The organism is Luteimonas gilva (assembly GCF_005239095.1).
Taxonomy (GTDB): Bacteria; Pseudomonadota; Gammaproteobacteria; order Xanthomonadales; family Xanthomonadaceae; genus Luteimonas_C; species Luteimonas_C gilva.
In genome coordinates, this window is the sequence record NZ_SZUA01000003.1 from 654449 (window position 1) to 676094 (window position 21646).

General features: G+C 67.5%; 20 protein-coding genes, 1 other RNA gene, 1 pseudogene and 1 riboswitch. Of the genes and pseudogenes, 18 read left to right on the forward strand and 4 right to left on the reverse strand.

Annotated elements, in window-relative coordinates; translation table 11 throughout:
• The first annotated feature begins 27 nt into the window (after positions 1 to 27).
• Positions 28 to 183, forward strand: a riboswitch (FMN riboswitch).
• Between the two features lie 76 nt (positions 184 to 259).
• The 5 genes from FCE95_RS16755 (at position 260) to thiL (ending at position 4112) form a co-directional block, all read left to right on the forward strand.
• Positions 260 to 856: a riboflavin synthase gene (locus FCE95_RS16755; protein ID WP_137268173.1), complete on the forward strand. Its 597-nt coding sequence runs from the start codon at positions 260 to 262 to the stop codon at positions 854 to 856.
• 115 nt (positions 857 to 971) lie between these two features.
• On the forward strand, positions 972 to 2078 hold the full coding sequence (gene ribB, locus FCE95_RS16760; RefSeq protein ID WP_137268174.1) for a 3,4-dihydroxy-2-butanone-4-phosphate synthase: 1107 nt from the start codon (positions 972 to 974) through the stop codon (positions 2076 to 2078).
• Between the two features lie 158 nt (positions 2079 to 2236).
• Positions 2237 to 2704 (forward strand): 6,7-dimethyl-8-ribityllumazine synthase, encoded by a 468-nt coding sequence (gene ribH, locus FCE95_RS16765; RefSeq protein ID WP_137268175.1) that lies wholly within the window; start codon positions 2237 to 2239, stop codon positions 2702 to 2704.
• Complete coding sequence (gene nusB, locus FCE95_RS16770) at positions 2701 to 3165, forward strand: transcription antitermination factor NusB (RefSeq protein ID WP_137268176.1); 465 nt, start codon at positions 2701 to 2703, stop codon at positions 3163 to 3165. The genes ribH and nusB overlap by 4 nt, the downstream gene beginning before the upstream one ends.
• Positions 3126 to 4112 (forward strand): thiamine-phosphate kinase, encoded by a 987-nt coding sequence (gene thiL / locus FCE95_RS16775; protein ID WP_137268177.1) that lies wholly within the window; start codon positions 3126 to 3128, stop codon positions 4110 to 4112. Before nusB ends, thiL begins: the two co-directional genes overlap by 40 nt.
• Before the next feature lie 64 nt (positions 4113 to 4176).
• Here thiL and FCE95_RS16780 read toward each other — a convergent pair whose 3' ends face one another.
• From FCE95_RS16780 to FCE95_RS16795, 4 genes and pseudogenes are all read right to left on the reverse strand, one after another.
• Entirely contained in the window at positions 4177 to 5001 is an 825-nt protein-coding gene (locus FCE95_RS16780) for an SGNH/GDSL hydrolase family protein (RefSeq protein ID WP_137268178.1), read from the reverse strand.
• Between the two features lie 37 nt (positions 5002 to 5038).
• Positions 5039 to 6415, reverse strand: a complete 1377-nt coding sequence (locus FCE95_RS16785; protein ID WP_137268179.1) for an FAD-binding oxidoreductase — start codon at positions 6413 to 6415, stop codon at positions 5039 to 5041.
• Between the two features lie 100 nt (positions 6416 to 6515).
• Positions 6516 to 6896: a YraN family protein gene (locus FCE95_RS16790; RefSeq protein WP_137268180.1), complete on the reverse strand. Its 381-nt coding sequence runs from the start codon at positions 6894 to 6896 to the stop codon at positions 6516 to 6518.
• Positions 6886 to 8163 (reverse strand): annotated as a pseudogene (locus FCE95_RS16795) (penicillin-binding protein activator); the annotation flags it as partial. The pseudogene FCE95_RS16795 and the gene FCE95_RS16790, both read right to left, overlap by 11 nt.
• A gap of 192 nt (positions 8164 to 8355) precedes the next feature.
• On the opposite strand from FCE95_RS16795, the gene rsmI reads away from it, so the two are divergent.
• The 13 genes from rsmI to murG all read left to right on the forward strand — a co-directional run bounded on the left by rsmI (position 8356) and on the right by murG (position 21639).
• Positions 8356 to 9204, forward strand: coding sequence for a 16S rRNA (cytidine(1402)-2'-O)-methyltransferase (rsmI, locus tag FCE95_RS16800; RefSeq protein ID WP_137268182.1), 849 nt, complete (start codon positions 8356 to 8358; stop codon positions 9202 to 9204).
• Positions 9194 to 10408 carry a chromate efflux transporter gene (gene chrA, locus FCE95_RS16805; RefSeq protein ID WP_137268183.1) on the forward strand — a complete coding sequence of 405 codons (1215 nt, stop codon included), beginning with the start codon at positions 9194 to 9196 and terminating at the stop codon, positions 10406 to 10408. Before rsmI ends, chrA begins: the two co-directional genes overlap by 11 nt.
• A 78-nt stretch (positions 10409 to 10486) precedes the next feature.
• Positions 10487 to 10836: RNase P RNA component class A (rnpB, locus tag FCE95_RS16810), an RNA gene on the forward strand.
• Positions 10837 to 11082: 246 nt separating this feature from the next.
• Entirely contained in the window at positions 11083 to 11376 is a 294-nt protein-coding gene (locus FCE95_RS16815; protein ID WP_137268184.1) for a hypothetical protein, read from the forward strand.
• A gap of 375 nt (positions 11377 to 11751) precedes the next feature.
• Positions 11752 to 12198, forward strand: coding sequence for a division/cell wall cluster transcriptional repressor MraZ (gene mraZ, locus FCE95_RS16820; protein WP_137268185.1), 447 nt, complete (start codon positions 11752 to 11754; stop codon positions 12196 to 12198).
• Positions 12199 to 12254: 56 nt separating this feature from the next.
• Positions 12255 to 13157 (forward strand): 16S rRNA (cytosine(1402)-N(4))-methyltransferase RsmH, encoded by a 903-nt coding sequence (rsmH, locus tag FCE95_RS16825; protein ID WP_137268254.1) that lies wholly within the window; start codon positions 12255 to 12257, stop codon positions 13155 to 13157.
• Complete coding sequence (gene ftsL / locus FCE95_RS16830; protein ID WP_137268186.1) at positions 13154 to 13420, forward strand: cell division protein FtsL; 267 nt, start codon at positions 13154 to 13156, stop codon at positions 13418 to 13420. Before rsmH ends, ftsL begins: the two co-directional genes overlap by 4 nt.
• Positions 13417 to 15231 (forward strand): peptidoglycan D,D-transpeptidase FtsI family protein, encoded by a 1815-nt coding sequence (locus FCE95_RS16835; protein WP_137268187.1) that lies wholly within the window; start codon positions 13417 to 13419, stop codon positions 15229 to 15231. Before ftsL ends, FCE95_RS16835 begins: the two co-directional genes overlap by 4 nt.
• Positions 15228 to 16700, forward strand: coding sequence for a UDP-N-acetylmuramoyl-L-alanyl-D-glutamate--2,6-diaminopimelate ligase (locus tag FCE95_RS16840; RefSeq protein WP_137268188.1), 1473 nt, complete (start codon positions 15228 to 15230; stop codon positions 16698 to 16700). Before FCE95_RS16835 ends, FCE95_RS16840 begins: the two co-directional genes overlap by 4 nt.
• Positions 16697 to 18166: a UDP-N-acetylmuramoyl-tripeptide--D-alanyl-D-alanine ligase gene (locus FCE95_RS16845; protein WP_137268189.1), complete on the forward strand. Its 1470-nt coding sequence runs from the start codon at positions 16697 to 16699 to the stop codon at positions 18164 to 18166. Before FCE95_RS16840 ends, FCE95_RS16845 begins: the two co-directional genes overlap by 4 nt.
• Entirely contained in the window at positions 18156 to 19241 is a 1086-nt protein-coding gene (mraY, locus tag FCE95_RS16850; protein WP_137268190.1) for a phospho-N-acetylmuramoyl-pentapeptide-transferase, read from the forward strand. Before FCE95_RS16845 ends, mraY begins: the two co-directional genes overlap by 11 nt.
• Positions 19241 to 20548: a putative lipid II flippase FtsW gene (gene ftsW / locus FCE95_RS16855; RefSeq protein WP_137268191.1), complete on the forward strand. Its 1308-nt coding sequence runs from the start codon at positions 19241 to 19243 to the stop codon at positions 20546 to 20548. Before mraY ends, ftsW begins: the two co-directional genes overlap by 1 nt.
• Complete coding sequence (gene murG / locus FCE95_RS16860) at positions 20545 to 21639, forward strand: undecaprenyldiphospho-muramoylpentapeptide beta-N-acetylglucosaminyltransferase (RefSeq protein ID WP_189644817.1); 1095 nt, start codon at positions 20545 to 20547, stop codon at positions 21637 to 21639. Before ftsW ends, murG begins: the two co-directional genes overlap by 4 nt.
• Positions 21640 to 21646: the final 7 nt, after the last annotated feature.

The following is a 21646-nucleotide window of genomic DNA, read 5'->3' on the forward strand; positions in this document are numbered from 1 at the left end:
TTCTTCAAGATCCACCCACAACTCGTAGAACGTCTTCAGGGCGGGGTGCGATTCCCCACCGGCGGTAGGCGCGGCAGTCCGCGCGAGCCCGCGAGCGCTTCCCTGGTCGTCGCACCGCGGAAGGTCAGCAGACCCGGTCCAATGCCGGGGCCGACGGTATAGTCCGGATGAAAGAAGACGGCATCGCATGGCCTCTCGGCCGTGCGCCTGCCTCATGCCTTGAGGCGTTTTTCGCGAGACACGTCGCGAGAAATGTCGCATGTTTACAGGTCTCATCGAAGGCGTCGGCTCCTTGCTCTCCCGCGAAACGCGCGGCGGCGACGCGCGCTTGCGCATCGGTGCCGGCACGCTGCCGTTCGCCGACGTCGCGCTGGGCGAGAGCATTTCGGTCAACGGCGTCTGTTTGACGGTGGTCGCGTTCGACGCGGCCTCGTTCGAAGCCGACGCTTCCAACGAAACCCTCTCGCTGACCACGCTCGGCGGCCTGCAGGTCGGCCGCGCGATCAATCTCGAGCGGGCGATGAAGCCCAGCGACCGGCTCGGCGGCCACCTAGTCAGCGGTCACGTCGACGGCGTCGGCGAAGTCGCCGCGGTATGGGAAGACGCTCGCGCGCAGCGCTGGAAGTTTTCCGCGCCGCCGGCGCTGCTGAAATACATCGCGCAGAAAGGCTCGATCTGCGTCGACGGCGTCAGCCTCACCGTCAACGCGGTCGACGGCGAAGGCTTCGAAGTCGCGCTGATCCCGCATACCGTTTCGCATACGGCGTTTTCGCGGACGCGGGTCGGGGATTCGGTGAATCTGGAAGTCGATTTGGTGGCGCGCTATGTCGAGCGGTTGCTGCAGGCCCCCGCATGACCGTCGTCCCAGCGAAAGCTGGGACCCATTTTTTGATTTTTCGCTCCAAAGAAATAAGGGCAACAGCAAGCTGGATTCCAGCTTTCGCTGGGATGACGGCAAGAGAGAGAAACCCATGGCGTTTGCGACGATCCCCGAACTTCTCGAAGAAATCCGCGCCGGCCGCATGGTCGTCATCGTCGACGACGAAGACCGCGAGAACGAGGGCGACCTGATCATGGCCGCCGAACTCGTGCGGCCTCAGGACATCAACTTCATGGTCACCCATGCGCGCGGCCTGGTCTGCCTGTCGCTGACCCGCGAACGCTGCAAGCAGCTCGGCCTGCCGCCGATGGTGCGCGACAACACCTCGCCGCACGGCACCAATTTCACCGTGAGCATCGAAGCCGCCGAAGGTGTGACCACCGGCATCTCCGCTTACGACCGCGCCCACACCGTGCGCACCGCCGTGCGGCCCGACGCGGGTCCGGCCGACCTTTCCCAGCCCGGGCATATTTTCCCGCTGATGACGCAGCCGGGCGGCGTGCTGAACCGCGCCGGGCACACCGAAGCGGCCAGCGACTTGGCGCTGCTCGCCGGTTTGGAACCGGCCGGCGTCCTGGTCGAAATCCTCAACGCAGACGGCACCATGGCGCGGCGCCCGCAGCTCGAAGCTTTCGCGCGCGAGCACGGCTTGAAGATGGGTTCGATCGAAGAACTCATCCGTTATCGCTTGCACCACGAGCACACCGTCGAACGCGTCGACGAGCGCGACATCGATACCGAACACGGGCCTTTCCGACTGCGCACCTATCGCGACCGCTTGAGCCACGGCCTGCATTTCGCGCTGTCGCGCGGTCCGATCGATGCGGCGCGGCCGACGCTGGTCCGCGTGCACATGCTCAATCCGCTTGCCGATGCGCTGCATTGGCGGCGGCCGGATTTCGGACCGGCGGTGGGCGAGGTGCTCGCCGCGATCGCCGCCGCCGGCAGCGGCGCCCTGGTGCTGCTGGGCGAAGCGCAGACCCCCGAAGCCTTGCTGGCCCGCATCCGCGAACAGCCGGATCAGGTCGGCTCGGCCGCGGGCCGCTCCGGCGCGCTAGCCGAGTGGCGGCGCAACGGCGCCGGCAGCCAGATCCTGGCCGATTTGGGCCTGGGCAAGCTCCGCGTGCTCGGCACGCCGCGCAAGCAGGTAGGGCTGGCGGGGTTCGGGTTGGAGGTCGTGGAGTACGTTGAACCTTGAAATTCATGCCGAGCTTACGACGCAAACCGGGTTTTTGTGGGAGGGGTTTCAGCCCCGACACGCGCAGCTGAGGTTGATCTCGGGGCTGAAGCCCCTCCCACAAAAGCTATGGCTTCCCCCCGCTGTTAAACTGCACGACCCATCCAGACCGCCCTCCCATGACCCATCACGAAGGCGACCTGCGCGCCCCCGAAGGCGCGCGCTTCGCGATCATCGCCAGCCGCTGGAACTCGCGTATCGTCGATACGCTGGTCGCCGGCGCGCGCAAGACCTTCGCCGAACACGGCGTGGCCGAGTCGGCGGTGGACGTGGTCCGCGTGCCCGGCGCTTGGGAAATCCCCGCGACGGCGGCGCACCTGGCCCAGGCCGGCAAGCACAGCGCGATCCTGGCGCTGGGCTGCGTGATCCGCGGCGACACCCGCCATTACGAACATGTCGCCGATAATTGCGCGCAGGCCTTGATGCAGGTGTCGGTCGAGTACCGCTTGCCGGTCGCCAACGGGGTGCTCGCGGTCGACGTGCCCGAGGACGCCGAAGCGCGCGCCGGCGGCAGCCACGGCAACAAGGGCGAGGAGTGCGCGCTGGTCGCGATCGAGATGGCCAATCTGCTGGATAAGCTGCCGTGACCCGTTCGCGCCATAAGAGCGGCGTGGATCCGGTCGCGCGTTCGCGCGCGCGCCGGCGGGCGATGCAGGCGGTCTACGCCTGGCAGATCTCCGGCGGCGACGTGCGCCAGGTGATCGCGCAGTTCGCGCACGAGCAAGCGCACGAAGTCGCCGACTTGGAATATTTCGAAGACCTGGTGCGCGGCGTGCTGCAGCACCGCAGCGAACTCGATCAGGCCTTGCAGCAGTACCTGGACCGCGATGTCGAACAGGTCGATCCGATCGAACGCGCGGTGCTGCGCATCGCCGCCTACGAGATGAAGCACCGGATCGACGTGCCGTACCGGGTGATCATCAACGAGGCGCTGGAAACCGCCAAGCGCTTCGGCTCCGAGCACGGCCACACCTACGTCAACGGCGTGCTGGACCACGCCGCCGCCGAATGGCGCGCGATCGAAGCGAACGCCGCGCGGACGAAGTGACCGGCGAGTTCGACCTGATCGACCGCATCCGCGCCCGCGCGCGCGGACGTCCCGACGTGATCCTGGGCATCGGCGACGATGCCGCTTTGTTGCAAGTTCCGGCCGGCAAGCAGCTGGCCGTGACGATGGATGCGTTGAACGCCGGCGTGCATTTTCCCGCCGAAACCGGTGCTGCCGACATCGGCTGGAAAGCGCTCGCCGTGAACCTGTCCGACCTGGCCGCGATGGGCGCGCAGCCCGCCTGGTGCACGCTTTCGTTGTCGCTGCCGCTGGCGGAGGAGGCGTGGATCGACGCTTTCCTCGACGGCTTCCTCGAACTGGCGCAGCGGCACGAGGTCGCTTTGGTCGGCGGCGACACCACGCGCGGTCCGCTTTCGGTTTGCGTGACCGCGCACGGTTTCGTCGATGCGGGCAAGGCGTTGCGCCGCGACGGGGCCGAACCGGGCGACGATCTCTGGGTCAGTGGCACGTTGGGCGATGCCGCGGGAGCGCTGGCGCAACGACGCGTGGGCAGAGCGATCGATCCGGCGTTGCGGTCGCGGCTGGACAGACCGTTTCCTCGCCTACCGCTCGGGTTGTCGCTGGTGGGCTTCGCGAGCGCGGCCATCGACGTATCCGACGGATTGCTGGCCGATGCGGGGCATCTTTGCGCGCGCAGCGGCGTGGGTGCCGAAATCGATGTCGCTGCGTTGCCGTCATCCGCCGCTTTGCGCGCCGCTTTCGATGCGGATGCGTTGCGCACGTTGCAGGCGACGGGCGGCGACGATTACGAATTGTGCTTCAGCGCACCGCCACAGGCCCGCGCAGCGGTCGAAGCGGCATCCGATCGGACCGGAACGCCGGTAACGCGCATCGGCCGCATCGTCGAAGGCGACGGCGTGCGCGTCTTGCTCGCCGACGGGAGCGAATGGCGGCCTGCGAACGCGGGATACGAGCATTTCGGCTGAATCTTGCTTCTGGCCGTCATTCCCGCCTTCGCGGGAATGACGGCTAAAAAACAAAATCCCAGGTTTAGGGAGCGGCGTTCGCGACGGCGAGCAATCCGGCGATCGAATCCGCCGGCACGCGCACGGACTTTCCTGTCGCTGCCAATTGCGGCTGCTTCTCGATCGGCAATTCCGGCTTGATCGCCGCATTCGGCGGCAGCAAGGCGAAATCCAATTCCAAATCGTTCGCTTTCGGCGCGGTGCCGACAATGCCGCGGTACAGCCGCGCCGCGATCATCACCGCGCCTTCCAGGCTCGCGTGGATGCCGTCGGAAAACATCGGCGTCGCGGGCTGGCGCTTGTCTTGTGCGCGCAGCATCTCGCCCAATTCGACGACTTCCGCGCCGCTGCTGCGAGAAACGAGGGTCTGCCCGCGATCCAAATTCTGCTGCCAAGCCGAATCCGGCCCCCAAGTGCCGTACAGCAGCACCCGCGCGCCGCGCGATTTCGCCAAGTCGGCGAACTGCTTGTGCGCGCGTTCGCTGGCGCGGCAATCGGGTTCCTGGCGCCGCTGCGGGCTGGCCAGGCAGGCCAATACGCCGCCGCGTTCCTGCAGCACCACCACGTTCCATTTTTCTTCGCGGATCGCCTTCGCCGCGGCGCCGTCTTTCCAGCGTTCGGCGAGCGTGCCGCCGGGCGCGACGAAGGTGGCCGTTTCGATGACCGGGCCGCCCGCTTGCGCTTTCGACAATGCGTGCAGCAGGCCGGATACGTTCTGCACGTACACAAGGCTGTTGCCTACGAACAGCACGCGTTGCGTCGGCCGTTCGGAAGGAGGCGAGGCCGGCGCCGCGCCGGCGATCAGCCAGCCGCCGATCAGCACCGCGGCGCAGCGGAGGGAGAGACGCATGGCCGGCTCCTGCAAGCGCGGATCGCGCGTCCAGAAACTAAGGCAGGACCTTGCCGGGGTTCAATAGGCCATTAGGGTCGAAAGCGGCTTTCACCGCGCGCATCGCCGCCAGCGTCGGCGCGTCGTACGCCCGGGCCATGAAATCGCGCTTGGCCAGGCCGATCCCGTGTTCGCCGGACAGCGTGCCGCCCAGTTCCAAGGTCAGCGCGAACAGGCGCGGCAAGGCGGCTTGGGCGCGCGCGTCCTGGCCGGCGTCGTCCGGGTCGTACAGGATGTTGGCGTGCAGATTGCCGTTGCCGGCATGGCCGAAAGCGACGATCGGCAGATCGAATTCGCGGGCCAGCGCTTGGATGCCGTCGACCAGTTCCGGGATGCGCGACACCGGCACCACCACGTCTTCGTTGATCTTGCCCGGCGCGATGCTGCGCAGCGCCGGCGACAAGGCTTTGCGCGCCGCCCACAGTTTTTCGCTGGCGATTTCGTCAGGCGCGGTGTCGAGCGACAGCAAGCCTGCGCCGCGCGCTGCTTGCGCCAACACCGCGACCGCATGCGGCAACGTCGCCGCATCGCCGTCGGCTTCGATCATCAACAACGCGCCGGCATCGGGAATGTCGGCGCCGCCGACGTCGCGCGCCAGCTTGATGCAGGCCGAGTCCATGAATTCCAGCATCGCCGGCGTGTTCGGCTGGGCCATGATCCGCGCCGTCGCCGCGGCCGCGCTGGCGACGTCGGCGTACAGCGCACGCAGGCTGGCGCGATGCGGCGGCAGCGGCGCCAGTTTCAGCGTCGCTTCGACGATCAGGCCGAGCGTGCCCTCGCTGCCGATCAGCAGATGGGTGAGGTCGTAGCCGGTCGAGTTCTTGGTGGTCGCGCTGCCGCAATGGATCAAGTCGCCCGTGCCGGTGATCGCGGACAAGCCGAGCACGTTGTCGCGGGTGGCGCCGTATTTCACCGTATGCGGGCCGCCGGCGTTGCAGGCGAGGTTGCCGCCGACGGTGCACAGCTCGGCGCTGGCCGGATCGGGCGGCCAGAACAGTCCGTGCGGTTTCAGCGCCTGCTGCAGTTCGCCGTTCAGCACGCCGGGCTCGACGATCGCGATCCGGTCTTCGGCGCGGATGTCGACGATGCGGTTCATGCGTTCGAACGACACCGCCACGCCGCCGGCGGTGGGCAGCGCGGCGCCGGTGCTGCTGGTGCCCGAGCCGCGCGCGACGATGGGCACGCGATGCGCGGCGCAAGCGCGCACGATCGCCTGCACCTGTTCGCGCGTGCGCGGCTTGGCGACGGCGTCGGGCAGGGCGGTGCGGCGCGAATTATCCGTGCCGTGCGCGCTGCGGTCGGCGTCGGATGCGGACCAACCGTCGCCGAGCAGGGCGGAGAGTTCTTCGACGAATGCGATGGGCAAAGCGACCATATCGCTATTGTAGGCTGGGTTGAGCGCAGCGAAACCCAGCATCGCGAGGTGTGATGGATGGCACCGCTGGGTTTCGCTGCGCTTCAACCCAGCCTACGGATCAAACATCGTCGCCGCGGAACGCGTCGCGCAGCCAATTCAGGCGCGGCGCTGCGGGATCGCCATCGGCCTCGACCACGTCGAACCGGCACGCCGCATTCGCATAGGCAGGGTGCGCGAGCAGGAACGATTGCGCGGCGTGGACCAATTTGCGCCGCTTCGCCGCATCCACCGAGGCCGCGCCGCCGCCGAAGCGCGGATCCCGGCGGTAACGCACTTCGACGAAGACCAGGCTGCGTGCGCGCGCATCCCACATCACCAAATCGAGTTCGCCGCCGCGGAAATTCGCGTTGGCGGCGACGTCGGCCAGTCCGGATTTCAGCAGGAACGCGCGCGCCGCGGCTTCGACCGCCGCGCCGCGCCCGCGCCGGTCAACCGCCACTGCGTCCGGCAGGAACGACCAGGCCGCCGCTGAAGGTCGACCAGGCCGGCGTGCGGATCACGTTGCCGAAACCGTCGATGCTCAGCTCGCCGGTGGCGCCTTTCACTTCGCCTTCCGCGCTGGTCGCCAAGCGTTCGAGATACGCAGCGATCATCCAGGCGTCGTAGCCGAACGCGAACAGGCGCGCCGCGCCGCCGCGTGCGGTCGGAAGCGTCTGTTCGGTCAGGCTCGCCGAAGGCAGGCCGGGCGTGCCGCGCACGCTCCACGCGTCGCTCGGGAAGATGATGCCGTCCAGTACCCGATCCTGTTCCGGCTTGCCGGTGCCCGAGGTCAACTGCGAGGTGGCCACCCGCGGCTTGCCGCCCAAGCCGGCGCCGGCAAGCAGCGGCACCAGCGGGCGCGCTTGGTTGCCTTTCACCGCGAGGAATACGGCGTCGATCGGGCCCTTGGCCACGGCGGCCTGCAACACCGGTCCGAAACCGTCCGCGGTTTCGCTGGTGGTAAGCGTGTCGGCCACCGTGCCGCCGCGTTCGCCGAAGCGCTCGCGGAAGGCTTCGGCGGCGCGCCGCATCGTGGCGTCGCCGCTGGTCAGCACCAGCACGTGGCGGATGCGGTTGGCGATCAGGTATTCGGCGGCGGAGATCGCTTCGTCTTCCGGCGCCAGCGAGAAACTGGCGTTGCCGGCCGGCGGCGCGACGTTGCCGCGGTTCAGCGCCAGCATCGGCACGCTCAGGTTGCCCTGATTGAACAAAGCGCTGACTTCGTCGCGGCCGAGCGGGCCGACCACGAAATCGCTGCCCTCGGCCGCGGCCTTGGCATAGGCCGCGACGGCGCCGCCCGGGGTGCCGGCGGTGTCGTAGAAATGGATGTCGGGACGCTGCCGGCGCTCGCCGTAATAACCGGCGAGCAATCCGTCGCGGACCGGCGCGGCGGCCGTGGCGAGACTGCCGGACAAAGGCAACAGCACGGCGAGCTTGTTCGGCGGACGATAGCCGTCGCGGTCGGCCGGCGCGCGCTTGCTCGTGTCGAAACCCCATTGCGCGCTGCGATCGAAAGGACGCGGCAGCGGCAGGCCGCGGCGCAGCAAGGCGCGGCCGGCGAAGTTGTAGAGCGGGTCGTCGGCCGCCAAGGCTTTGGCTTCGCGGGCCAGGGTCGCATCGTCCAATCCGGACAGCAGTCGGTCGATCTGGCGCGCGTTGTCGATCTTCGCCTGACCGCTCAGCGCCGCATCGTTGCGCGCCAGCGCGCCGGCCTGCTGGATCGCCGCATTGTCGGAAGCCGCGGCGGGCTTGCCGTCCGGGCCGCTCACCTGCACCGTGGCGCAGCCGGCCAGCGAGGCCAACAGCGCGGCGGCCAGCCACAGGCGGGCGAGGGCGGTCCATCTCGTCGCTTTCCGCATCTTCGCGGGTCCGGTTATGAAGAACGGCTAGGATTCTACCCGCGCAGCTCTGGAGAGACGATGTCCGCCCATCCCCCGCTGAACGGCACGGCCGCTTCCGGCACCTTGTTCGTGGTCGCCACGCCGATCGGCAATCTCGCCGATCTGAGCCCGCGCGCACTGGAAACGCTGAAGCGCGCGGATGCGATCTGCGCCGAAGACACGCGGCATACGCGCCAGTTGCTGGCCCATTTCGGGGTCGAACGGCCGCTGCTGGCGCTGCATGAGCACAACGAGGACGAGATGGCCGATCGCCTGGTCGGGCGTTTGCGCGCGGGCGAATCGCTGGCGCTGGTGTCCGACGCGGGCACGCCGCTGGTCAGCGATCCCGGCTACCGCCTGGTGCGCGCGGCGCGCGCGGCGGGGATTAAGGTCAGTCCCGTGCCCGGCGCCAGCGCGCTGATCGCCGCGCTCAGCGTGGCCGGATTGCCCAGCGACCGTTTCGTGTTCGAAGGCTTCCTGCCGGCGAAAGCGGTCGCCCGCCGCGAGCGCTTGTCGCAGCTCGCGGGCGAGCCGCGGACTTTGGTGTTCTACGAATCCGCGCACCGCATCGAAGAAACCTTGGCCGACGCCGCGGCCGCGTTCGGCGCGCAACGCCCGGCGGCGATCGCGCGCGAGCTGACCAAATTGTTCGAGACCGTGCTCGACGGCGCGTTGTCGGATCTGCAAGCGCGCGTCGCCGGCGACCCGAACCAGCGCAAAGGCGAATTCGTATTGCTGGTGCAAGGCGCCGGCGAAGACGCCGACGCCAAGATCGCCGAAGGCCGCCGCGTCTACGCCAAGCTCAGCGAGCATTTGCCGCCGTCGACGGCGGCGAAGTTGGCCGCCGAATTGACCGGCGCGCCGCGCAAGGCGCTGTATGGTGGATAGCGCGGACGAGGATGATCGCGATCGCGCCTGGACGATCTTCCTCGTCTTCCTGCGGCTGGGCCTGACTTCGTTCGGCGGCCCGATCGCGCATCTGGGCTATTTCCGCGAAGAATTCGTCGCGCGCCGGCGCTGGCTTTCGGAAAGCCGCTATACGGACCTGATCGCGTTGAGCCAGTTTCTGCCCGGGCCGGCGAGCAGCCAAGTCGGCATGGCGGTCGGCCTGACGCGCGGCGGTTTGCGCGGCGCGTTCGCGGCGTGGTTGGGATTCACCGCGCCGTCGGCGATCGCGATGATCCTGTTCGCGTTGGCGGCCTCGCGATGGGGCATGCAATGGCCGGCAGGCGCGGTGCGCGGCCTGTTGTTGGCGGCGGTGGCCGTGGTCGCGCAGGCGGTGTGGAGCATGGCGCGCACGTTGTGTCCGGATGCGCCGCGCATCGCCATCGCGTTGTCGGCGGCGGCGGTCGCGCTGCTGCGCCCCGATGTCTGGGGCCAGGTCGGCACGATCGCGATCGGCGCCATCGCCGGGCTTGCGCTGTTCGCGCGCAAGCCGGTCGCACCGCACGCTGCGGATCCGCCGATGCGCGTATCGCGGCGGGTCGGGGCATGGGCGCTGGCGTCCTTCTTCGTATTGCTGTTCGCATTGCCCTTGCTGGCCCGACTTTGGCCGACGCCGGAACTGAAGATCTTCGCCGCGTTCTACCGCGCGGGCTCCTTGGTGTTCGGCGGCGGGCATGTCGTGTTGCCGTTGTTGCAGACGGCCGTCGTGCCGACCGGGTGGATGTCCGACGACGCCTTCCTGGCGGGCTACGGCGCGGCGCAGGCGATGCCCGGACCTTTGTTCACTTTCTCCGCTTATCTCGGCGCGGCGATGTCCGCCGGACCGGGCGGTTGGCTCGGCGGCTTGCTGTGCCTGATCGCGATTTTTCTGCCGTCGTTCTTGTTGGTCGTCGGCGTGCTGCCGTTCTGGAGCGCGCTGCGTCGCAATGCGTTCGCTCAGGCGGCGCTGAACGGCGTCAACGCCGCGGTGGTCGGTCTGCTGCTGGCGGCGCTGTATCGGCCGGTTTGGGTCAGCGCGGTGCACGATCTCGTGGATGTGGCTTTGGTCGCGATCGGGATCGTCGCCTTGATCCGATGGAAGCTGCCTTCGTGGGCGATCGTGCTGGGGGTGGCTTTGACGAGTTATATCGTGGGCGGATTGGGTTGATGCCGCGGACAGGCGGCTAACGACCATACATCGGCCATCAAGCCATGAACGGCGGGTTGGTGAGACAATGCCCGCGGCGGAGCCGGCCAGACAGTCGCGTCACTCGCAAGGGTGCCGAGGAAAGTCCGGGCTCCACAGGGCACGGTGCCAGGTAACGCCTGGGCGGCGCGAGCCGACGGAAAGTGCAACAGAAAGATACCGCCTATGTCGGAGCGATCCGGCAGGTAAGGGTGAAATGGTGCGGTAAGAGCGCACCGCGAGTCCGGCAACGGACCGGCACGGCAAACCCCACCGGGAGCAAGACCAAATAGGGAGACTATGCCGCGGCCCGCGGTGTCTCCGGGTAGGTTGCTCGAGCGTAGCGGCGACGCTGCGCCTAGAGGAATGGCTGTCCACGACAGAACCCGGCTTATCGGCCGGCTCCGCCGCTTTTTCAATGCTACGCATTGAAAAACCCCCGAATTTTGCGAAGCAATTTGGGCCCCGCTATGCGCTTCCAATTCCCGCGCTGTCGCGCGCCCCCTTTGTTAAAGGGGGCTGTTCGTTTCATGAGGGTTCGTCGCTAGGCTTGCTTCGCGATGCGCGATGCGCGAGCGACGAATCGCGGAATCGATGTTGCTGAGTTTCACCGCGTTCGAGCCGATGTTACGCATCTTCGGAAGAATCGTATGCGCATGTTTCCTTACACCATCGACGATGCCATCGAATCGCCGAAACGAGCGTGCGTCGAAGTCACCATCGAATTCCCTGCCGGCAAGCGTTGGTTGTTCTTCATTACGCCCGATCAGTTGGCGTCGGCGGGCGACTACGCAGAAGCAACCGGTGTTCGCGTGCATCTGGGCGAGAAGCACATGATCATCGTCAGCGAACTCACTCCTGCCGTCATCGATACAGTGCTGAGGCAATTAGCCGCCGACGGCGAGTTGGAGGATAGGACGATCGCTTACGACGGAGAGGCCGATGCCTAGAAATCGATATCGTCCTAGATTTGTTGCCAGTCGAATTTCTACCGCAGAATACGTCCTATTTTCAGGACAATTCCTTCGCCTCACGCAAATGCTGCGCCGCAACAGAACTGCGACCGCCGTCGCCGTTCGCTCGTCTCTAGTCGACTGAGATTCGCCAAATCTCAAAATTTGAGACGAAACAGCAGCTTGTGGATAAAGCTTGAACAAGTCTCTGAAGTTTGCTGCAAGTCCTTGACGCGCCTAGCGAAATTCAGCTTTGAAAGTTGTTGACAACCCTTTGGACGACTCCTAAGGTGGCGTCTCGTGGGAAAACCGGGAGTTTCGTGGTTTTCCGGCGCTGAAGCCCGCCGAAGACGGGCAAGACCGGACGGGTTTGTGTTCCAGGGCGAGACCGCGATCACGATCGACGACAAGGGCCGGCTGGCGATCCCGACCAGTTACCGGGACCTTGTCGCGCGCGAGTGCGGTAACCGCCTGGTCATCACCTACAACCCGTTCGAGGCCGGCAGCCTTTACCTCTATCCGCAGCCGGTTTGGGAGCGCGTGCGCGACCAGATCAATGCGCTGCCGCGGACCAAATCGGTCAGCCGCAATCTGCAGCTCAAGTTGGTCGGCGCGGCGAGTTTCGTCGAGCCCGACGGCAGCGGGCGGATCAGCGTGCCGGCCAGCCACCGCAACGCGGTCGGCATCGAGAAAAAAGCCGTGCTGCTGGGCATGGGCGACAAATTCGAATTGTGGAGCGAGCAGGCTCACCACGCGCAGATCCGCCGGACGCTCGGCGACGAGGATCTGGGCGAGGACATGCTCGATTTGCAGCTGTGACGGGCGGTGGCGCGGACATCCGGTCCGCCCACCTTCCGGTGCCGCATTTACCTGTGATGTTCGAGCAGGTCATGGAAGGGCTGCGGGTGGTGGAGAACGGAACCTATTTGGACGGCACGTTCGGGCGCGGCGGTCATGCGCGCGGAGTGCTGGGGAGGCTCGGCGCGGGAGGAAGGCTGCTGCTGATGGACAAGGATCCCGAGGCGATCGCCGCGGCCGAACGCGAGTTCGGCACGGATCCCCGCGTCTCGATCCGCCGCGGCAGCTTCGCCGACCTCGCGCGCTGGGACGCGGTTCGCGCCGGCCTGGACGGCATCCTGTTCGATTTGGGCGTGTCTTCGCCGCAGCTGGATGTGGCCGAACGCGGCTTCAGCTTCGGCAAGGACGGCCCGCTCGACATGCGCATGGACCCCGACGCCGGCGAAAGCGCCGCGCAGTGGCTGGCGCGCGCCGACGAGCGCGAGATCGCCGATGTGCTGTGGACCTACGGCGAAGAGCGGATGAGCCGCAAAATCGCCCGCGCCATCGTCGCGCGACGCGCGCAGCAGCCGATCGAGCGCACCGCCGACTTGGCGCAGCTGATCGCCTCGGCGATGCCGCGCGGCAAGCAGGACATCCACCCCGCTACGCGCTCGTTCCAAGCGATCCGGATCTACGTCAACCGCGAGCTGGCCGATTTGGAAACCGGCCTGGACGCCGCCTACGCCGCGTTGAAGCCGCAAGGACGGCTGGCGGTGATCAGCTTCCATTCGCTGGAAGACCGCATCGTCAAGCGCTTCATCGCCGCGCGCGCCAAAGCGCCGCCGGCCAACCGCCGTTTGCCCGTCGCCGAAACGTTCGTGCCGACTTTGCGCGCGATCGGCGACGCGCAGAAGGCCGATACCGCGGAAGTGGCGTCCAATCCGCGCTCGCGCAGCGCGGTGCTGCGCGTAGCCGAGAAGCTGGAGGCCGCCGCATGAGCCTGCGCGTGCTCCTGGCCCTGCTGATCGCCGCCAACATCGCCACCGCGGTGGCGGCGGTCTATGCGCAGCATCGGCACCGCCAGCTGTTCTACGAGCTGACCAAGCTGGAGAAGGCGCGCGACGCGCTGAACATCGAATTCGGCCGCCTGCAGCTAGAGCAAGCGACCTGGGCCGAGAGCAACCGCATCGACCAGATCGCGCGCAACAAGCTGGGCATGAAATTCCCGGAAGCCGGCGAAATCGTGGTGGTGCGCCCATGAAGCCGCGCAACCGCGCCCAATTCAACCTGCGCGCCCGCTTGGCGATGGTCGCCGGCACGCTGGGACTGTGCTCGCTGGCATTGGTCGGGCGCGCGGTCGATCTGCAGTTGATCGACAACGATTTCTACCAGAAGCAAGGCAATGCGCGCTTCCTGCGCGACATCGAGATCCCGGTATCGCGCGGCATGATCACCGACCGCAACGGCGAACCGCTGGCGGTGTCTTCGCCGGTGGAATCGGTGTGGGCCGATCCGCAGGAATTGCTGAAGAATCCGGCGCGCCTGCCGGAACTGGCGAAGGCGCTGGGCGTGCCCGCCGACTATCTGGCCCGCAAGGTCTCGCAGCGCGCCGGCAAGGAATTCATGTGGCTCAAGCGCCGGATCAGTCCGGTCGCGGCCAAGAAAATCGTCGCGCTCGATATTCCGGGCGTGGCCTCGCAGCGCGAGTTCCGCCGCTTCTATCCGCAAGGCGAAGCGATGGCGCACGTGCTGGGCTTCACCGACATCGACGACCGCGGCCAGGAAGGCTTGGAACTCGCCTTCGACGATTGGCTGCGCGGCACGCCGGGCAGCAAGCGCGTGATCCGCGACAACCGCGGCCGCATCGTCGAAAACGTCGATCTGATCAAGCAGGCGCAGCCGGGCAAGGACCTGACGCTCACCATCGATCGCCGCATCCAGTATTTGGCCTACCGCGAACTGAAGAACGCGTTGCTCGTGTCCGGGGCCAGCAGCGGTTCGGTCGTGGTGCTGGACATCGCCTCCGGCGAAGTGCTGGCGATGGCCAACCTGCCGTCCTACAACCCGAATGCGGTCGACGTCGGCAATCGCGACACGCACCGCAACCGCGCGGTCACCGACGTCATCGAACCCGGCTCGACGATGAAGCCGCTGACCGTGGCCGCGGGATTGGAAGCCGGCGTGATCACGCCGCGCTCGACCTTCGACACCAATCCGGGCTGGATCCCGAACGGGCGCTATCGCACCACCGACACGCACAACTACGGCGTGCTCGACACCACCGGCGTGATCCGCAAGAGCTCGAACGTGGGCGTGTCCAAGATCGCCGCGCGCTTGTCGAACCAGGCCTTCTACGATTTCCTGCGCAAGTTCGGCTACGGCCAGAGCACCCAGAGCGGCTTCCCCGGCGAAGTGCCGGGCCTGTTCCCCGCGCCGGCGCGCTGGAGCGGCACGACCAAGCAGACCATGTCCTACGGCTACGGCATTTCGGCCACGCCGATCCAGATCGCGCAGGCCTACTCCGCCTTGGCCAACGGCGGCAAGCTGCGCGCGCCGACGTTCGTGAAAGGGCAGGACAACGAAGCGCGCGAAGTGCTCGATCCGGCCATCGCGCACGAAGTGATGAAGATGATGCAGACGGTGACCGAGCCCGGCGGCACCGCCACTCGCGCCGCCATCCTCGGCTATCACGTCGCCGGCAAGACCGGCACCGCGCGCCTGGCCAGCGGCGGCGGCTATTCGCGCAAGTACGTGTCGTTTTTCGCCGGCGTGGTGCCGGTGGACAACCCGCGTTTCGCGATGGCGGTGGTGATCAACGAACCGGACACCAGTAAGGGCTGGCAGTTCGGCGGCGGCGGCTTCGTGTCGGCGCCGGTGTTCCGCAACGTGATGGAAGGCGCTTTGCGCCTGATGGACGTGCCGCCGGACGACATCGAAACCTGGCTCGCCGCGCAGCAGGCGGCCGAGGCGAAGCGCAACGGCGGCAAGCCGGCGCCGATCGCCGCGACGGCGGCCGTCGAAGAAGAAACGGCGCCGCCGGTGCTGCTGCCGACGCAGGGAGCGCGGCAATGACCCGCGCCATGCTGCTCGCAGAATTGCTGCCGGACGTGGCCGCGGTGCCGCCGGAACTGGCGATCACCGGCTTGGTGCTCGATAGCCGCGATTTGCGGGCCGGCGACGCTTTCGTCGCCATCGCCGGCTTCGGCGCGCACGGCTTGGGCTTCGTCGAACAGGCGAAGGCCGCGGGCGCGAGCGCGATCCTGTTCGAACCGCCGGCGCCGCAGGAATTGCCGGCGCCGGACGACGCGATCGCCGTGCCCGGCTTGCGCAAGCGGATGGGCGCGATGGCCGACCAGTTCCACGGCCAGCCTTCGCGCGCCATGACGATGGTCGGCGTGACCGGCACCAGCGGCAAGACCTCGACCGTGCAGCTGATCGCGCAAGCCTTGGAATCGCGCGGCAAGCGCGCCGGCACCATCGGCACGCTCGGCGCCGGTCTGTACGGCGCGGTAGAGCCCACCGGCTTCACCACGCCGCTCGTGCTGCAGATGCACGCGCTGCTCGCGCAACTGCGCGACGCCGGCGCCGCGGCGGTGGCGATGGAAGTCAGCTCGCACGCCTTGGACCAGGGCCGCGTCGATGCCGTGCATTACGACGTGGCGGTGTTCACCAACCTCACCCGCGACCATCTCGACTACCACGGCGACATGGCCACTTACGGCGCCGCCAAGGCCAAGCTGTTCGTGCGGCCGGGCCTGCGCGCGGCGGCGATCAACCTGGACGACGAGTTCGGCGTATCGTTGCTGGCGCAACTGCCCGAGAGCGTGCGCGGCATCGGCCTGAGCGCGCGCGGCAACGCGCAGGCGCAAGTGCGGGCCGAGAACGTCGCGCTGGACGCGTCCGGCATCGCTTTCGACCTGGTGTTGGGCGATGCGCGCTATCCGGTGCGTTCGCCGCTGTTGGGCCGCTTCAACATCGACAATCTGCTGGCGGTGGCCGGCGTGTTGCACGCCTTGGGCGAAAGCGACGAAGCCATCGCAGCGGCGCTGCCGAAGCTGCAGCCGATTCCCGGCCGCATGAACCGCTTCGGCGGCGACGGCAAGCTGCCGCTGGTGGTGGTCGACTACTCGCACAAGCCCGATCCGCTGCAGCAGGCTTTGGAATCGCTGCGCGGCCATCTGCGCGGCCGCCTCATCTGCGTGTTCGGCTGCGGCGGCGAGCGCGACCGCGGCAAGCGTCCGCAGATGGCGGCGATCGCCGAAGCGCACGCCGAGCGCGTCTACGTGACCGACGACAATCCGCGCGGCGAAGACGGCGATGCCATCGTCGCCGACATCGTCGCCGGCTTCGCGCGCCCGCAGGACGCGGTGGTCGAACGCAACCGCGCCGCGGCGATCGCTCGCGCGATCGGCGAGGCCGGGCCGGACGACATCGTGCTGATCGCGGGCAAGGGCCACGAAACCTATCAGGAAGTCGCCGGCGTGAAGCATCCCTTCGATGACAGCGACGTCGCGCGCCGGGCGCTGGAGGGCAGGGCATGAAGCCGCTGCGCCTGTCTGAGATCGCGAATAAAGTCGGCGGCCGCCTGCATGGCGAGGACCGCACGATCGACGCGCTCGCGACCGATACCCGCGCCCTGCCGGCCCAGGGCTCGGCGCTGTTCGTCGCGTTGAAGGGCGAGCGTTTCGACGGCCACGATTCGCTGGCGGCTCTTGTGGGAGGGGCTTCAGCCCCGACAGGAGCCGCAGGCAAGGCTGTCGGGGCTGAAGCCCCTCCCACAAAAGCCGTGGCCGCGGCGTTAGTGTCGCGCCAGCTCGGCATCGATCTGCCGCAAATTGTGGTCGCCGACACCGAACGCGCGCTCGCGGCTTTCGCGGCGGCGCTGCAGGCCGGCCGCAAAGCCAAGGTGTTCGCGATCACCGGCAGCAACGGCAAGACCAGCGTCAAGACGCTGCTGTTGTCGATCCTGAAGCAAGTCGCCGGCAAAAGCGCGTACGCCAATCCGGGCAACCGCAACAACGAAATCGGCCTGCCGCTGGCGGTGATCGATGCGCCCGAGACCGCCGATTTTGCGATTTACGAGATGGGCGCGGGCAAGCCGGGCGACATCGCCTACCTCACGAACATCGCGCGCCCGGACGTGTCGCTGGTCAACAACATCGCGCCAGCGCATCTGGAGCGGATGGGCAGCTTGCTCGGCGTGGCCGGCACCAAGGCGGCGATCTACGACGCATTGCCGGCCGACGGCACCGCCGTAATCAACGCCGACGACGCGTTCGCGCCGTATTTCGCCGAGCGCGCGCACGGACGCCGGATCCTGCGTTTCGGTTTGGAGGCCAGCGCCGACTTGTCCGCGCGCGACATCCGCGCGACCGACGAGGGCATGCGCTTCGTGCTGGTTTCGCCGTCCGGCGAATCGGAAGTCCGGTTGCAACTGCCGGGGCGCCATAACGTTTCGAACGCGCTCGCGGCCGCCGGCATGGCGCTCGGCGCGGAAGTCGCGTTGCAGGACGTCGTCGCCGGCCTGGAAGCGGCGCGTTCGGTCGCCGGCCGTTTGATTTCGCATGCGCTCGAACACGGCGTGCAGTTGATCGACGACAGCTACAACGCCAATCCCGGTTCGCTGAACGCCGCGATCGACATGCTGGCCGGCCAGGGCGGCGAAAGCTGGCTGGTGCTGGGCGACATGCGCGAGCTCGGCGCCGATGCGCAGGCTTTGCACGCCGAAGCCGGGCGCCGCGCGAAGAGCGCCGGCATCGCCCGCCTGTACGCGCTGGGAGCGTTGAGCGCGGCCGCGGCGAACGCGTTCGGCGAAGGCGCGAAATCGTTCGAATCGCATGCTGCGTTGTCCGAAGCGCTGCGCGCCGACCTGCAGGCTTTTGTGGGAGGGGCTGAAGCCCCTCCCACGAGGTTGCGCGTATTGGTGAAGGGCTCGCGCGGCAGCGCGATGGACCGGGTCGTGACCGCTTTGCTGCCCAACGGGGAGGGCGCCGCGCATGCTGCTTGAACTGACACGCTGGCTGCAGCAGTTGGAAAGCCTGTTCGGGCTGTTCGGCTATCTCACTTTCCGCGGCATCCTCGCAGCGCTCACCGCATTGTTCCTGTCGTTGTGGATGGGCCCGGCGGTGATCCGCAAGCTGGCCCAATACAAGGGCGGCCAGCCGATCCGCCAGGACGGCCCGCAAACGCATTTCTCCAAAGCCGGCACGCCGACCATGGGCGGTGCGCTGATCCTGATCGCGGTGCTGCTGTCGGTGCTGCTGTGGGGCGATCTGCGCAACCGTTATGTGTGGCTGGTGCTAGGGGTGATGCTGGCCTTCGGCGCGATCGGCTGGTACGACGACTGGATCAAGATCGTCAAGCGCGATCCGAACGGTTTGAAATCGCGCTGGAAATATCTGGCGCAATCGATCTTCGGTCTCGCGGCGGGCTTGTTCCTTTACTACACCGCCGATGCGCCGGCGGCGATTACGTTCTATATCCCGTTCTTCAAGGCGGTGGCGCTGCCGCTGGTCGGCGTGGCCTTCGTCGCGATCGCCTATTTCTGGATCGTCGGCTTCTCCAATGCGGTCAATCTGACCGACGGCCTGGACGGCTTGGCGATCATGCCGACCGTGCTGGTCGCCTGCGCGCTGGGCGTGTTCGCCTACGCCTCGGGCAACGTGGTGTTCTCCAACTATCTGCAGATCCCGCAAGTGCCGGGTGCGGGCGAGCTGGTGATCATCTGCGCGGCCATCGCCGGCGCCGGCTTGGGCTTCCTGTGGTTCAACACCTATCCGGCGATGGTGTTCATGGGCGACATCGGCGCGCTGGCTTTGGGCGCGGTGCTCGGCACGGTCGCGGTGATCGTGCGCCAGGAGTTGGTGCTGGTGATCATGGGCGGCGTGTTCGTCATCGAAACGCTGTCGGTGATGATCCAGGTGGCCTCGTTCAAGCTGACCGGCAAGCGCGTGTTCCGGATGGCGCCGATCCACCACCACTTCGAACTCAAAGGCTGGCCCGAGCCGCGCGTGATCGTGCGCTTCTGGATCATCTCGGTGATCCTGGTCTTGGTCGGCCTAGCCACGCTGAAGGTGCGCTGATGAGCACGCCCTTCGACACGCCCCGCCAAGCGACGCGACTGGACGCGATCCAAGGCCGCTACGATCCGTGGCTGCTCGGCGCGGTGATCGCGCTCGCTTGCTTGGGCGTGGTGATGGTCGCGTCCAGCTCGATCGCCATCGCCGAGAACGACGGCGCCGGCCCGTTCTATTACTTCACCCGGCATTTGGTGTTCCTGGCCGGCGGTTGCGCGCTCGCCGTGTGGGCGATGCGCACCGAACTGAAGACGATCGAACAGAAGAACCAGTGGCTGCTGCTGCTGTGTTTCGTGCTGCTGCTGGCCGTGTTCGTGCCGGGCATCGGCAAGACCGTGAACGGCGCGCGGCGCTGGATCAACCTGGGCGTGTCGAACTTCCAGGCGGTGGAAGCCGTCAAGCTGATGTACGTGGTGTGGCTGGCGAGCTACCTGGTCCGCTTCCGCGACGAGGTCAACGCGACTTGGATCGCGATGCTCAAGCCGATCGGCGTGGCCATCCTGCTGGTGGCGCTGCTGATCATGCAGCCGGATTTCGGTTCGCTTTCGCTGATCCTGGCGATCACCGCCGGCATGCTGGTGCTGGGCGGCGTGCACATGCCACGCATGTTCGGGCCGGTGCTGATCGGCTTGCCGGTGCTGGCCGCGATCGCCATCGCCGAACCTTATCGCGTGCGCCGCTTCACTTCGTTCCTGGACCCGTGGGCGGACCAGCTCGGCAGCGGTTATCAGCTGACCAATGCGCTGATGGCGGTCGGCCGCGGCGAATGGTTCGGCGTGGGCCTGGGCGGTTCGGTGCAGAAGCTGTCCTATCTGCCGGAAGCGCATACCGACTTCATCCTCGCCGTGATCGGCGAAGAGCTCGGTTTCGCCGGCATCTGCCTGGTGATCGGCCTGTATGCGCTGCTGGTCGGCCGCGCGTTCTGGATCGGCCTGCGCTGCGTGGAGATGCGTCGCCATTTCGCCGGCTATTGCGCGTTCGGCATCGCTTTGTGGATCAGCCTGCAGAGCTTCGTTTCGATCGGCGTAAACCTCGGCCTCTTGCCGACGAAGGGCCTGACCTTGCCGCTGATCTCTTCGGGCGGATCGAGCGTGCTGATGACCTGCGCGGCGCTCGGCTTGCTGCTGCGCGTGTCCTACGAACTCGACCGCGCCGAACGCCAGGTCGCGCGTTTGCGCGGCGAAGCGGCGCAACCCTCGGCGGGCACGCCCCATACCGCGCAGCCGGCCCCGGCCGACGTCGCTCCGGTGCGCGGCACCAGCCGCCTGCGCCAGCGCATCGAACCGAACCTCGGTTTGAGGAGGGGCGCATGACGCGCGCCGCCACCGATTCCGATTTGCATCCGGTGATGATCCTGGCCGGCGGCACCGGCGGTCACATCTTCCCGGGTCTTGCGGTCGCGCAGGCATTGCGCGCGCACGGGGCGGAAGTGCTGTGGCTCGGCGCGGAGGGCGGCATGGAAACGCGATTGGTCCCGCAGCACGGCATCGCGATCGATACGATCGCGGTGCGCGGCATCCGCGGCAAAGGCATCGCGGCTTTGCTCGCGGCGCCGTTCAAGGTTTTAGCGGCCGTGAATGCCGCACGCCAGACCTTGCGCGAGCGTCAGCCGCGCGCCGTGATCAGCTTCGGCGGTTACGCCGCCGGCCCGGGCGGCATCGCCGCGCGCTTAGCCGGCATCCCGCTGATCGTGCACGAACAGAATCGCGCGCCCGGCCTGACCAACCGGGTGTTGGCGAAATTCGCCAAGCACGTGCTGAGCGGCTTTCCGGACAGTTTTGCGGGCGCCGGGGAAGAAACGGTCGGCAATCCGGTGCGCGCGCAGATCGCGGCGATCGCGCCGCCGGCCGCGCGCTTCGCCAGCCGCGAAGGCGGCGTGCGCCTGCTGGTACTGGGCGGCAGCCAAGGCGCTCGCGCGCTCAACGTCGCGTTGCCGAAAGCGTTGCGTACGTTGGCCGTCGACGGTTTGCAGATCCGCCATCAATGCGGCGAGAAGATGCTCGACGCCGCGCGTCAGAGCTATGCGGAATCCGGCGTGGTCGCCAGCGTCGAACCGTTCATCGCCGACATGGCCGAAGCCTATGCCTGGGCCGATCTGGTCGTCTGCCGCGCCGGCGCGCTGACCGTCGCCGAGCTGTGCGCGGCCGGGCTCGGCGCGGTGCTGGTGCCGTTCCCGGCGGCCGTCGACGATCACCAGACCCGCAACGGCGAATATCTGGTCGAGCGCGGCGCCGCGGTGCTGGTGCCCGAAGGCGCCGATTTCGAAAACCGCCTCGCCGCTGCGTTGAAGCCTTTGTTCGCCGACGCCGGCAAGCGCCTGGCGATGGCCGAAGCCGCGCGCGCCGCGGCGCGTCCGGATGCGGCCGACCGCATCGCGGCGATCGTGCTTGAGGAGGCCGCCTGATGTCGAG

Coding starts and splice junctions, on each gene's coding strand:
- FCE95_RS16785 (WP_137268179.1), bottom strand. CDS start 6,415: ATGGTCGCTTTGCCCATCGCATTCGTCGAAGAACTCTCCGCCCTGCTC.
- FCE95_RS16815 (WP_137268184.1), top strand. CDS start 11,083: ATGTTTCCTTACACCATCGACGATGCCATCGAATCGCCGAAACGAGCG.
- mraY (WP_137268190.1), top strand. CDS start 18,156: ATGCTGCTTGAACTGACACGCTGGCTGCAGCAGTTGGAAAGCCTGTTC.
- FCE95_RS16780 (WP_137268178.1), bottom strand. CDS start 5,001: ATGCGTCTCTCCCTCCGCTGCGCCGCGGTGCTGATCGGCGGCTGGCTG.
- chrA (WP_137268183.1), top strand. CDS start 9,194: ATGGTGGATAGCGCGGACGAGGATGATCGCGATCGCGCCTGGACGATC.
- ftsL (WP_137268186.1), top strand. CDS start 13,154: ATGAGCCTGCGCGTGCTCCTGGCCCTGCTGATCGCCGCCAACATCGCC.
- thiL (WP_137268177.1), top strand. CDS start 3,126: ATGGCGCGCGATCGAAGCGAACGCCGCGCGGACGAAGTGACCGGCGAG.
- FCE95_RS16835 (WP_137268187.1), top strand. CDS start 13,417: ATGAAGCCGCGCAACCGCGCCCAATTCAACCTGCGCGCCCGCTTGGCG.
- rsmI (WP_137268182.1), top strand. CDS start 8,356: ATGTCCGCCCATCCCCCGCTGAACGGCACGGCCGCTTCCGGCACCTTG.
- murG (WP_189644817.1), top strand. CDS start 20,545: ATGACGCGCGCCGCCACCGATTCCGATTTGCATCCGGTGATGATCCTG.
- ftsW (WP_137268191.1), top strand. CDS start 19,241: ATGAGCACGCCCTTCGACACGCCCCGCCAAGCGACGCGACTGGACGCG.
- FCE95_RS16840 (WP_137268188.1), top strand. CDS start 15,228: ATGACCCGCGCCATGCTGCTCGCAGAATTGCTGCCGGACGTGGCCGCG.
- FCE95_RS16845 (WP_137268189.1), top strand. CDS start 16,697: ATGAAGCCGCTGCGCCTGTCTGAGATCGCGAATAAAGTCGGCGGCCGC.
- ribB (WP_137268174.1), top strand. CDS start 972: ATGGCGTTTGCGACGATCCCCGAACTTCTCGAAGAAATCCGCGCCGGC.
- FCE95_RS16755 (WP_137268173.1), top strand. CDS start 260: ATGTTTACAGGTCTCATCGAAGGCGTCGGCTCCTTGCTCTCCCGCGAA.
- rsmH (WP_137268254.1), top strand. CDS start 12,255: ATGTTCGAGCAGGTCATGGAAGGGCTGCGGGTGGTGGAGAACGGAACC.
- ribH (WP_137268175.1), top strand. CDS start 2,237: ATGACCCATCACGAAGGCGACCTGCGCGCCCCCGAAGGCGCGCGCTTC.